This window comes from Alteromonas sp. OM2203 (genome assembly GCF_048517045.1).
Taxonomy (GTDB): Bacteria; Pseudomonadota; Gammaproteobacteria; order Enterobacterales; family Alteromonadaceae; genus Alteromonas; species Alteromonas gracilis.
Window position 1 is genome coordinate 994484 of sequence record NZ_CP183209.1, and the last position, 12819, is coordinate 1007302.

9 protein-coding genes are annotated in these 12819 nt (G+C 44.4%); 3 read left to right on the forward strand and 6 right to left on the reverse strand.

Translation table 11 applies throughout. The features are described from left to right. The first annotated feature begins 24 nt into the window (after window positions 1–24). A complete protein-coding gene (locus ACM0P2_RS04500) occupies window positions 25–2349 on the forward strand; it encodes a methyl-accepting chemotaxis protein (protein WP_159118507.1) in 2325 nt (774 codons plus the stop codon). 97 nt (window positions 2350–2446) lie between these two features. On the opposite strand, the gene ACM0P2_RS04505 is transcribed toward ACM0P2_RS04500, so the two are convergent. Beyond that, window positions 2447–3625 (reverse strand): CCA tRNA nucleotidyltransferase, encoded by a 1179-nt coding sequence (locus ACM0P2_RS04505; RefSeq protein ID WP_159118508.1) that lies wholly within the window; start codon window positions 3623–3625, stop codon window positions 2447–2449. A 217-nt stretch (window positions 3626–3842) separates the two neighbouring features. On the opposite strand from ACM0P2_RS04505, the gene ACM0P2_RS04510 reads away from it, so the two are divergent. Both ACM0P2_RS04510 and ACM0P2_RS04515 read left to right on the forward strand, forming a co-directional pair. Further along, window positions 3843–4754, forward strand: coding sequence for an ExeA family protein (locus tag ACM0P2_RS04510; RefSeq protein ID WP_159118509.1), 912 nt, complete (start codon window positions 3843–3845; stop codon window positions 4752–4754). Further along, complete coding sequence (locus ACM0P2_RS04515) at window positions 4747–5997, forward strand: general secretion pathway protein GspB (protein WP_159118510.1); 1251 nt, start codon at window positions 4747–4749, stop codon at window positions 5995–5997. The genes ACM0P2_RS04510 and ACM0P2_RS04515 overlap by 8 nt, the downstream gene beginning before the upstream one ends. Window positions 5998–6436: 439 nt before the next feature. Here the strand turns inward: ACM0P2_RS04515 and ACM0P2_RS04520 are convergent, their stop codons facing one another. The 5 genes from ACM0P2_RS04520 to leuA form a co-directional block, all read right to left on the reverse strand. Then, the gene (locus ACM0P2_RS04520) at window positions 6437–7633 is read right to left on the reverse strand and encodes an HD-GYP domain-containing protein (RefSeq protein ID WP_419227373.1); all 1197 of its coding nucleotides are present in this window, start codon (window positions 7631–7633) and stop codon (window positions 6437–6439) included. 266 nt (window positions 7634–7899) lie between these two features. Further along, complete coding sequence (leuD, locus tag ACM0P2_RS04525; RefSeq protein WP_159118512.1) at window positions 7900–8505, reverse strand: 3-isopropylmalate dehydratase small subunit; 606 nt, start codon at window positions 8503–8505, stop codon at window positions 7900–7902. A gap of 3 nt (window positions 8506–8508) precedes the next feature. Next, window positions 8509–9909 carry a 3-isopropylmalate dehydratase large subunit gene (gene leuC, locus ACM0P2_RS04530; RefSeq protein ID WP_159118513.1) on the reverse strand — a complete coding sequence of 467 codons (1401 nt, stop codon included), beginning with the start codon at window positions 9907–9909 and terminating at the stop codon, window positions 8509–8511. Window positions 9910–9918: 9 nt separating this feature from the next. Beyond that, window positions 9919–11016, reverse strand: a complete 1098-nt coding sequence (gene leuB, locus ACM0P2_RS04535; RefSeq protein ID WP_159118514.1) for a 3-isopropylmalate dehydrogenase — start codon at window positions 11014–11016, stop codon at window positions 9919–9921. Next, a complete protein-coding gene (leuA, locus tag ACM0P2_RS04540) occupies window positions 11017–12576 on the reverse strand; it encodes a 2-isopropylmalate synthase (RefSeq protein WP_159118515.1) in 1560 nt (519 codons plus the stop codon). Between the last annotated feature and the right edge of the window lie 243 nt (window positions 12577–12819).

The following is a 12819-nucleotide window of genomic DNA, read 5'->3' on the forward strand; positions in this document are numbered from 1 at the left end:
TACTTGTGCGTATAGGGAAATTTAGTGACTTTAAAAAAGCGTTTAATTATTGCTATTGTATCTTTGGTAACGATGGCAGTCTTGCTATTGTCCGGTCTATCACTATACGTATCAGTGACAAGTGCTGAAAGTGCACTCCAAGCGTCAGCAAAAGACAAGTTACGTCAGCAAGCAATTCAAACTAAATCTGCTATTCAAGATTACATGGCTTTTAATGAGAAGCAGATACGCAACTTTTCTGAATCTTCTCTAATACTAGAGGCCACCAAGGCGTTCGTGCCAGCTTACAAAAGCTATATAAAAGAGCGCTCTGCTTTGACTGACTCTCAAAACGATGTTCTGTCTGGTTATTACTTGCAAGAATTTGCAGTACGTTATGAAGAGCGAAATGCTCAAAAGCTTCAGCAAGCAGATTCTCTCATTGACCCATTGCCTCTGGTTGCCAAAACGTTGCAATATGACTTCATTGCAAATTCTACGTTACCCATAGGGCAGAAGGACGGTCTCACTGATTTGTCCAATTCAACAACATACTCAGGAGTACACGCTCGTTATCATACGGAAATAAGACGGTTTCTAAATGAGTTTGGTTACTACGATATTTTTATCGCTGACCCCACTACAGGAAACGTTATTTATAGCGTTTATAAAGAGCTCGATTACGCAACAAGTTTGATAAACGGTCCCTACGCAAACACAGGGATAGGGGAAGCCTTTTCCTTAGCAAAACAAGTTTCTAATAAAGACAGTGTATCGGTTAGTAAACTTGAAAAATATCTACCTTCCTATGACGCCTTAGCGGGTTTCCTGTCGAAACCAATAACAGATGCCGATGGGTTAACGGTTGGCATTCTGATATTTCAAATTCCGATAGACAAAATTAGTTCTGTTCTAACTCATCAATCTAAATGGAAGCAGAACGGGTTTGGAGAATCTGGAGAAACTTACCTTGTCTCACCTGACAAGTTACTAGTCACTGAAAGCCGATTCTTTTTAGAAGATAAACAAGCTTATTTAAAAGCCATTGAAAAGAATTTTCCAAAGATAGCTGCTCAGGCAAGAGATGCGGATACATCTGTCGGTATTCAGCCGGTTAATACCGAATCTGTTAGAAAGGCGTTAATGGCAGAAGAGGGCTTTCTTAAAATAAAAGATTACCGTGGCGTAGATGTTTTCTCCTCTTATGTGCCCTTAAAAATTGGTGAGTATAATTACGGGCTTTTAGCTGAAATAGATGTGGAAGAGGCCCTGTCGCCCGCTTATGAGTTACGCTCCAATTTAACAATTTCAACAGTAATTGAAGCGATTATCATTTTGGGTGTCGCGATTATAATTGCTCTATGGTTAGCGAAAATTTTAGTTCAGCCACTTTTGCAAGTAGGGCAAGCCTGTAAAGAACTTTCAAATGGAGATGGCGATCTCACGATAAGATTAGAACCCTCTTCTATTTCTGAAATAAACAATATCATCCTTCCGTTCAACAGTTTTATTGAGCAGATACAAAATATTGTCCTCAAAATAAAAGAGAACAGTGAAAGCGTATTTTCATCAGCGCAAGAGCTTAGCGCTACTATGGAACAAAGTAACAACAGTGTTAATCAACAACTGCAAGAGACGCAAATGGTTGCGACCTCGGTGGAAGAGCTGTCGATGTCAATTACTGATGTTGCCAGAAATACTGTTGATACAAAAGACGCTACTGATAACGCAAACCTAAGCTTAAAAGAGAATATGCAACGAGCCGACTTAGCGGCTGACAACATAAAGCTATTAGTAAAGCTTCTAGGTGACTCAAAAGAGGTGATTTCTTCTTTGCAAAGAGAAGTTTCACACATAAATAGTTTACTTAGCGATATTACGTCTATTGCCGATCAAACGAATCTTTTAGCGCTTAATGCTGCAATAGAAGCTGCTAGAGCCGGTGAAGCAGGGCGAGGTTTTTCTGTTGTTGCTGATGAGGTAAGAGCTTTGGCGAATCGTTCACAGAGTAGTACTGTTGAAATATCACAGATTGTAGACAGAATGAATAACGCTTCAAGTTTATCTGTCAAGGAAATGGATAAGGCTACAACCGCTGCAGATGGAGGCATTCATTTAGTTGATCTTGTTACCACTGCTATGGATGAGCTGTCACAGATAATTTCAAAAGTGAAAGCGATGGCTGACAGTGTCGCTGCTGCAACAGAAGAGCAAAATGTAACCTCTGAAAGTGTAAGCGAGAGCGTAAATAGCATAGCTGTTCAGTCAGAAGAATTGTCGCGGGGAGTGGCCGTAGCCACTCGCTCAGCGCAGGACCTTTCTATTATTGCTGAAGAAAATAAGAAATTAGTATCAAGGTTCAAAGCTTAAACTAAATATTGATTTTCTTTTTGAAAGGGAAGCCGTATAAACCACTTAGGGAAACTACATAAGTGAAATTTACAGCAAATGAATCGCTCAGTTAATATTAGTTAGTGATTGATGCAATAGCGTTTAGCTTGGCTTGGTTAAGCGCGTCTTTTATTTCAGGGCCTTTAACGCCCGTGGCAATGATATCTTGCACGTTCACTTGGTTGGCGGCTGCCAACGCATTTTCAATGCGTTTTTGTTGGTGTTGCCAATCTACACCTTTGTTATGTGCATAAGGCGCAAAAGCGCTGAGTAATAATGTGAAACGTTCCTCTCTACGCCATGCATCACAGCCATTGAATAAGGCGAGTAAGTCGGCAGGCGAATTCTGTATGTCTAAAAGAGCGTCTTTAAATTTGCTGCTTAGAATGGCAATTTCACTGACTTGGTTTTGCACTTTTAGTCGGCTGCAAAGACGCTTCGCTTCCTCTTCATTAAGATGAGTGAGCAGAGCTGTAAATCTTGTTATTAGCCGAGTGATTTCTAGAGCGCTGCTTTCAGATGTTTGGGTTCCAGAGTCACCTTTATTAAAAGAGCTTTCGTTTACAGCCTTCTCTAGCGCTACCGCGGTTTTTAACGTTGCCAAAGCAGTATCTACACTACATTCAAGCTCAGCAAACCAATCACTTAGCCCATGGGCCTCGTTTAATACGCTGAAAAAAACATGCGGTGTTTTCTCTAAAAGACTACGCTTTGTTTCTTGCCATACGCGCTCCGCGCTTAGCGTGCTTAGTTCGCCGCTTTGCGCCATGGCCTGCATAAGTGCCATGGTTTCATTGGCGATAGTAAAGCCCAAATAGGCATAGCGGGTGGCAAATCGAGCCACACGAAATACGCGTAAAGGATCTTCATTGAAAGCTTCAGAAACGTGGCGAAGTAGGCGGTTCTCTAAATCTTTTTGGCCGCCGTAAGGGTCGATAAGTTTTCCTAAGTTGTCTTGCGCTATGGCGTTAACCGTCAAGTCTCTTCGTAATAAATCTTCTTCCAATGTTACCGAACTTGATGCATCGCAAACAAAACCAGTATAGCCTTTTCCTGACTTACGCTCTGTTCGTGCAAGCGCATATTCTTCCTGAGTTTTAGGATGTAAAAATACAGGAAAGTCTTTACCCACTTGGGTAAAACCTTGGCTAATCATTTCTTCAGGGGTAGCGCCTACCACTACATAGTCGCGTTCAACAACTTTTCTGTTTAATAGTGCGTCACGCACTGCGCCACCCACGAGATATACCTGCATGCTATTCCAATGATTTGTTAGTCAGTAATGCTTTTTAATTTGGAGAGTAACGATTTTTGGCGTGTTACAAAAATCAATTCAACCAAGCTTATAGTGGCGCAGTATAGCAATGTTACAAATAAAATTCGTAGCCTCATCGTTATGCGCTTTCACTTCATGGTTGCCTCTGGTAGTTTAATCGCTGTCAAAATAAAAACAGATAGGCGCTTCAGCAACCATGTATTTGAACTATTTCGGGTTAAATGACAATCCTTTTTCGATTGCGCCAAACCCCGATTATTTGTATATGAGCCCAAGGCACAAAGAAGCATTAGCTCATTTGACCTTCGGCCTTAGGGAAAGTGGCGGTTTTGTGATGCTCACAGGCGAGGTGGGCACAGGAAAAACAACGGTTTCACGAAAGTTATTACAGCAGCTACCAGATAATACGCAGGTAGCCATGATCCTAAATCCGACGCTGTCAGCCCTTGAGTTATTGGCAACGGTTTGTGATGAATTAGGATTACCGTACACCCCTGAAAGAGCGAGCCTAAAATATTTTACCGATCTTATTTTGTCTAAACTGGCAGAGAATCATCAATCTGGCATTAATACGGTTTTGATGGTCGACGAAGCACAGCATTTGATGCCAGAAGTACTTGAACAGCTCCGTTTATTAACTAATTTAGAAACAAATCGGGAAAAATTGTTGAAGGTAGTGCTAATCGGTCAGCCTGAACTGCAGCAGTTGTTAAAACGCAATGAATTGCGCCAGCTTGCACAGCGCATAACCGCTCGTTATCACTTACTTCCTTTAACAGCGCCAGAAGTGAGCGCCTATATTGCTCACCGCCTAAGTGTAGCCGAAGGTGATATTAGTATATTTAGTAAATCTACCCTTCGCGCGGTACATCAAATTACAGGTGGAATTCCAAGGGTTATTAATTTGCTTTGCGACCGTGCGTTAACCTTGTCTTTTACCAAGCAGCATGCGGTTGTGCAAAAGCCAATCTTCTTGGCCGCGGCAGAGCAAATCTTAGGTGAAGATGTAGTAAGTCAGCGAGTACAGAGTCAGCGCAAGTGGTATTTGATGGCAACGTTTGTATTGGCGGTGTGTTGTGGCTACGGGCTAGGGAGTTTGTATGTCTAATATCGTTGCCATTGAAAATTTAAAGCCTGGAATGGTAATTGTTCAAATTACTCAACAGAACGGGCCAGTAAAAATAAGAAAGTCGGGCTTGGTGACCAGTGATGCCATGGTACAGGGCTTATCTGAAATGGGAGTACAGGAAGTTGAAATAGACCCTGAACAAACCGTTGAAATTGCACCTGCTGCAACGCACCATAGAACCCAAACTCAAGCGCTGCTCCGTGGTGAACACGATACTACCGCTAAGTTTGATAAATCGCTTAACGAGCAGTTTAATCGCAGTTTGTTTTTGCCAACGGTGGAAGGCTTACCATCGGCATGGAAGCTGTATACCAAGCAATTTGGGCTTTTTGCTGTCGTTATTCTTGGCGGTTTGTGTATTGGATTTTCAGCCGCGACGACTGAGCGCTGGTGGCCGGCGTTAGTATCGCAATCCATTAGTAGTGTGGATGCTAAGAGCGATAGTAAGGATGAAAACAATACGGCTTTAGCTACCCCTCAACAGGTTGTGTCGCAACAGGGTAGTAATAGAAGCGTCGAGTCGGTTGATGGGGGGAGCACCGGGGTAGAAGAGCAATCAACCGGCCAGAATATAGGGCAGAGAAACAACGCTAATGATGTAGCAAGTGCACAAACCCAGCCAGGGCAAAACAACAATTCGGCTAACGGTACCGCATATAATCAGCGAGACACAGCGAGAGAGGATTTTCTTGCAGGTAACAACCAGCGTGGCAGTGAGAATGCTGTAAGTAATCTAAATAGCACAGCACAGACCACAGCACCAGCCGTAAACAGGGGCTACGAACAAACTCCGCAAGACGGTGAGCCACAAGGGGTCAATTCACAGAACTATGAAGGAAAGGTGCTTAACGAAAGTACCTCGCAGTCTGATGTATCTGTGTCTCCAGAGCTGATGGCCCGCTTCAACGCGGCTGTTGAAGCGCTTGATACCAAAGCGCAAGATAACGAGCAGCCAAAAGAAAGTAAAGTAACCGTAAGAGACGATATTCCTCGTGTCGATCAGCTACCCGTTCGTTTACTAACAAGACTTCCATCGATGAATTTCAGTGCGCACATGTATGCGTCTCGTCCCGCTGATAGATGGGTGAGAGTCAACGGACGTCAGGTCGGCGAGGGGGATTGGATTGCTGATAGGGTGCAAATAGTAAATATTGAAGCCCAGCGTGTGGTACTTTCGTTTGAAGATGAACTCTTCACCATGGCAGCGTTGACAGATTGGTAACGGTTTCCATCTGATAGAAAACGAAAGCCGGTTTTCAATGCGCAATGCTAAAAGATACGTAATACCAATCCGCATAGATAATTACCCACTCAGCGAGAGTTAAAATGTTCGTAATCGCGGCGTGTTACCGCAGGTATAGTGGTTCTACATCAAGGTGACACAACAAAGAGTACGGACATTTTAAACTCTCCCTTCGGGAAGGTCTGGCAAGCTTCCTAGCTTCATTCTGGGAATTTGAAAGGGAGCAGCCATTACTGCATTCCCACGCTTCGCTAGGAAACTTGCCAGCGCCTTCTGAGTGGGCACTTATCTATGCGGATTGGTATAAGGCCTGATTCGACGTAGTTTTCAAATCAGGCTTTTTTTCGTCGCTCAATAATGAATTTAGGCTCAAGGAGAGACGTTATCAGGGCTTTGAATTAGGCCTTATACTGATATTTTATATCGGTATTTGGTTTACGAAAACATCTCTGAAAAACTTAGGCAAATTCAAGCTAAACTCTTCTGGGCGCACACCTGAAACGATCTCATCCTCATACAAGCTTAAATCAATGCGCTTAACTTCATTGAAGTGTTGAGAGGTAACGCTGTAAAACGTCATCACGTGGGGGCTTACCGGATCTTTAGGGTTTATCTTACTCACGATGCCAAGCTTGCCGCTTTTAAGTCTAACCAGTGAACCAACGGGATGAACACCAATACATTGAATGAATTGCTTGACCAAGTCTTGATCTAAATTCTCTGTTGCTGTCAGGCGCTTAAGGGCTTGAGTTGGAGTAATACTTTCTTTATGTGAGCGGTTAGACGTCATAGCATCATAGGCATCAACAATCGCGGCAATACGCGCATACTCAGAAATTTCGTCGCCAACTAAGCCCTTGGGGTAGCCACTGCCATCTATGCGTTCGTGATGTTCTTCGATAATCCGTAGCGATAGGTCTGATATTTCTCCACATTGTTCAACTAGCTCAACGCCAATTTGAACGTGAGTTTTCATCACTTCCCAGTCGCCTTGTGAGAACGCGCCTTTACTGTTACGGATTTCATCTGGTAGCGATGACATACCGATGTCCATCAGTAAAGTACCTAAGCTTACTTGTTCGATAATATCTCTGTCGTAACCAAGAAATTCGCAAAATATACCGCTTAGCACGCTACAGTTGATGCTGTGTTCAAGAAGATATTGGTCTGTGTCTTTGATCATGGTAAGACAGCTAAGCGCATCTTTATTGTCAAAAACACTTTCGATTAGACTATGAGAAAGCGACTCCATGGGAGATAAGTCTTTTACCGCCCCATTTTTGAGCGACTTCAAAAAACTGCTTTGTATAGAGAGTGCGCTATCGTAAAGGTCGCTAGCTTCACTAATTGAATCGCGACCGACTGGCTTAACCGAGGGCTTCGTCACCTCTGGTTGTGTTTCTTCTGCTGGCTCTGGCGCCTTTTGCGTTTTAGGAAGCTTTGATTTCGTAAAATCTACTTCAACGCTTAATATACCTTTTAATTTAAGGTTATCTATAATGGCTTGAGTTTTAACAATACCTTTAGAACGCATTTTAAGTGAGCCCGTCTGTTCAAGTACTTGATTGACGTACATTCCCGGCTGCAATTCATCAATAGGCACTTGCTCTAGCATTATCTCTCCTGTGGGGCATGTTACTGCCAAAACCATCAACTACAATAGAAACGAATAGTACGATATTCCAATAGAAAAAGTGAGGTGTTTACACATCTTTCGCATAAATAATAATGAATGTAAGTGTAAGTTCAATGCTGAATAGACGGGTAATTTTTGAAAAAAGACATTAAGCACTTGCTAGTGCAAGTTCGGCAGATATAAAAAGAGCGCATTTATAGCGCTCTTTTTAGACGTTGCGTCTTAAAAAACGTTTAAGCTCTGTTTTACAACCACGCTGGTTGCTTATCTTCAAAAGCTTCAATTGCTTCGGTTAGTTCGAGTGTTTGCCCAATAGCGTCCAACCCTTTAATTAGGTTGTTTTTATGATGTTCCGCTATATCAAAACTAAAGCTAGTTTCATCAAAGCTTACGGTTTGTGAAGGTAAGTCCACGGTTATTTCAACCGCTGGATTAGCTTTTAGTGCAGCAAACAATGCGTCCATTTGCTCGCTGGATAGCGCAACTGGCACTAGCTGATTATTAATGCAGTTACCGTAGAATATATCAGCGAAGCTGGTGGCAATAACTGTTTTGAAACCAAAGTCGGCAAGTGCCCACGGGGCGTGTTCTCGGCTTGAGCCACAGCCGAAGTTCTCGCGAGCTAGCAAAATACTGGCGCCTTTGTGTTCTGGCTTATTCAGCGCGAACGCTGGGTTTGGCTCTTTCTCTTCTAAATCCAAATAGCGCCAGTCGTGAAACAAATGTTTGCCGTAGCCAGCACGAGTTACGCCAGTTAGAAACTGCTTTGGAATGATTTGGTCGGTATCGACATTGGCCTGATCAAGTGGCGCAGCAATGCCTGTGTGTTGTGTAAAACCTTGTTCAGACATAACTTACTCCTGATAATCTCTAACGTCAGCAAAGCGACCGGTAATTGCAGCAGCGGCAGCCATTGCAGGGCTTACTAAGTGAGTGCGTGCACCGCGGCCTTGACGACCTTCAAAGTTACGGTTACTGGTAGAGGCACATCTATCGCCTGCTACTAGCTTATCGTCATTCATACCAAGGCACATTGAGCAGCCCGGCAAGCGCCACTCAAAGCCAGCATCAGTAAAGATTTTATCTAAGCCTTCTGCTTCAGCCTGGCGTTTAACATTACCTGAGCCTGGCACCACAATGGCAGTCACTGAGTCGGCTACTTTACCTCGCTTGGCGATTTGTGCCGCTGCGCGCATATCTTCAATTCGTCCGTTGGTACATGAGCCGATAAATACGTGGTTTACTGCAACGTCGGCTAGCTTTTCACCGGGTTTTAAACCCATATACTCAAGCGCTTTTACTGCGCTTTCTTTTTCAATCGGGTCGCTGAAGTCTTCAGGTGCAGGTACCGGTGTGTTTACGCCAATAACCTGACCAGGGTTTGTGCCCCACGTAACCTGAGGAGCAATATCTGCCGCTTCAAGCTCGACCACAGTGTCAAAGGTTGCGCCTTCTTCGGTGTAAAGGGTTTTCCAGTAAGCGACGGCGTCTTCCCAGTCTTGGCCTTTCGGTGCGTATTCACGGCCTTCAAGGTAAGCAAAGGTTTTCTCGTCTGGTGCAACAAGGCCTGCTTTCGCGCCAGCTTCAATACTCATGTTACACACCGTCATGCGCTCTTCCATGCTCAAACCGCGGATAGCTTCACCTGCGTATTCGATAACATGGCCAGTAGCGCCAGCGTGGCCAATTTTGCCGATAATGGCAAGAATAATGTCTTTTGCGGTAATACCGACAGGAAGCTTGCCATTTACGTTGATAAGCATGCTTTTCGCGCGGCTTTGTTTCAACGTTTGTGTCGCCAGTACGTGCTCTACCTGTGAGGTACCTATACCAAAGGCTAGCGCTCCAAATGCACCGTGAGTAGCTGTGTGAGAATCACCACATACCACCGTCATACCCGGCTGAATCAAGCCCAGTTCAGGGCCCATTACGTGCACGATACCTTGCTTCTGGTGACCCACTGGAAATAGCTGAATACCGTGTTCTTCACAGTTGGTCGCTAAGGTTTGTAGTTGAAGCGCGTTAGCTGGTCCACACGCGTCGATTGCCAGTGAGCGGGTTGATATGCTGTGATCCATTGTACCAACAGTGCGATCTGGGCGACGTACTTTACGGCCTTTTTCATTAAGGCCAGCAAATGCCTGAGGTGACGTTACCTCATGAATTAAATGGCGATCGATATAAATTAAGCTGTCTTCACCAATTTGGTCGATAATGTGGGCTTGCCACACTTTGTCATATAAGGTCTTGGCCATGAGGTGTTTTTACTCCTGCGCCATTAATTGTTTAACGATTTCATCGCCGACTTGCGACGTGCTTGCCGCTTGGCTGCGTTTGTCAGAAGGAAGTAACTCGCCTGTAAGTACACCTTCTTCTAGTGTTGCTACGACCGCTTTTTCGATGGCGTCTGCGGCATCACCTAAGTTCATGCTAAAACGCAGCATCATGGCGGCTGATAAAATTTGTGCGATAGGGTTAGCAATGCCCTGACCAGCAATGTCAGGGGCCGAACCGCCTGCTGGCTCATAAAGGCCAAAGCCTTCTTCGTTCATGCTTGCAGATGGCAACAAGCCCATAGAGCCTGTCATCATGGCGCATTCATCAGAAACGATATCTCCGAATAAGTTTGAACATAGCATTACATCGAACTGTGCTGGATTCTTCATGATTTGCATGGTGGCGTTGTCGATGTATATATGGTCCAGCTCTACATCTGGATAGTCTTTTGACACTTCTTCTGCAATTTCACGCCATAAACGGCTGGTTACCAGTACATTGGCTTTGTCTACTGACGTCACTTTGCCGCGACGTTTTTGTGCTGCTTCAAACGCAGCAATAGCAATACGGCGAATTTCACGTTTGCTATAGCGCATGGTGTCATACGCGAACTCTTCTTCGCCTTCACCTTCACGGCCCTTTGGTTGACCAAAGTAGATGCCGCTGGTTAGTTCGCGCACAACTAAAACGTCTACGCCTGATTTTGCGATATCTTCGCGAAGGGGAGACAAATTCTCAAGGCCAGGATAAATACGCGCAGGTCGTAAGTTACTGAACAAGTCGAAATGGCTGCGTAGGGTTAGTAATGCCGCGCGTTCTGGACGTTGTTCTAGTGGCAGAGTGTCCCACTTAGGGCCGCCGATACTGCCAAACAAAATCGCATCGGCTTGCTCACAACCCAACAGCGTTTTTGAGGGCAGGGCTTCACCTTCAGTATCAATGGCGTAGCCACCCACAGGATATGCAGTGCGGTTTAGGGTTACGTTAAATTTCTTTTCAACAGCATCTAAAACCTTATTGGCTTCCTGCATAACTTCTGGGCCGATACCGTCTCCGGCTAATACGGCAATTGAATACTGGCTCATTTATACTCCTGCAACGCGTTCTTGTTGATTTTTTTGCTGATCAATTTGATCGGCTAAATAAGTGTTGTTTAATACGAAGATAAGGGCTTTCACGCCAGCCTCTACAATATCTGTAGCAAGACCTATTCCGTGGAAACGGCGGCCTTTATAGGTAGCGATTACGCTCACCTGCGCTAGGGCGTCGGCACCTTCACCTTTTGAATCTAATTTGAAGTCCACCACTTCTAAATCTTCGTGACCCAGTATAGACATTATGGCTTTATACGCAGCATCTACAGGGCCATTACCAATGCTTGATTGAGTAATTTCTTCACTGCCCACTTTCATTTTAACAGTGGCGCTTGGAATGATTTCACGGCCAGAGTTAGCTTGAAGATAAAGCAGCTGGAAATATGCTTGATCGTGTTTCTGTTTATCGAAGAACAACAAGGCTTCAAGGTCGTAGTCGTACACTTGGCCTTTTTTATCTGCTAACTTCAAAAATGCGTTGTATACCGCCTCTAAATCATAGTCTTCTGCTTTGTAGCCAAGCTCTGTTAATCGGTGTTTGATAACATGGCGTCCAGAACGTGACGTTAGGTTAAGATTGTTCTTATTAATGCCCACACTTTCTGGTGTCATGATTTCATAGGTATTTTGCGCTTTTAAGACACCGTCTTGGTGAATACCTGATGAGTGGCTAAACGCGTTTGCGCCCACAATGGCTTTGTTGGCCTGAACCGGCATATTACAAAGCTGGCTCACTAACTTTGAGGTACGTGAGATTTCGGTAGAGTTGATATTAGTGTCGAAGCCCAACATGTTCTTACGGGTTTGTAAGATCATGGCTATCTCTTCAAGTGATGCGTTACCCGCGCGCTCACCAATACCGTTAATAGTGCACTCAACTTGTCTGGCACCTTGCTCGACGGCTGCTAATGAGTTCGCAACAGCTAAGCCTAAGTCGTTGTGGCAGTGTACAGAAATTGTTGCTTTGTCGATGTTCGGAACGCGATTGAACAGCTGTTGGATAATACCGCCGAACTCAGTTGGTGTAGTGTAACCAACGGTATCTGGAATGTTGACGGTTGTAGCGCCTGCATTAATTGCGGCTTCAACCATACGGCATAAGTAATCGATATGAGTACGACCGGCATCTTCACAGGAAAACTCCACATCGTCAGTATATTGTCTGGCGTGCTTTACCGCTTTTACCGCCATCTCTACGATTTCGTCTTGGGACTTTCTGAGCTTGGCACCAACGTGAATTTCTGAGGTGGCGATAAAGGTGTGAATTCGGAATTGCTCTGCCACACTTAACGCCTGGCCACAGGCATCAATATCACCCGGTAACGCACGAGATAAGCCGCAAACGATAGAGTTTTTAACTTCTTTGGCAATCATTTGTACCGAACGAAAATCGCCCGGTGACGAAACAGGAAAACCTGCTTCTATGATATCTACACCTAAACGCTCGAGCGCCAGCGCAATCTGTAATTTCTCTTTGGCACTTAGGCTTGCAGGTAAGGCCTGCTCACCGTCTCGCAATGTGGTATCAAAGATTTTCACTTGATTTGTCATGACGCTCTCTCAGTTGAATAGTTAAAAAAAAACCCGTGCTTTGCACGGGTCTTTGTAAATTTAAATCGCTGGTCGCAATCTACCCGTGCAGTCTGGCTGCCATAAGGAGTAGAGATAGAAGAATGAAACGAGTACGCATTTGCTGTTGTTTCTTTGCTAACCAAGTTGATAGCGACAATGTACCCATGTGGCACGAAGAGGTCAACCATTGATTACGATAATGACTATATTTTTCCTGTATAA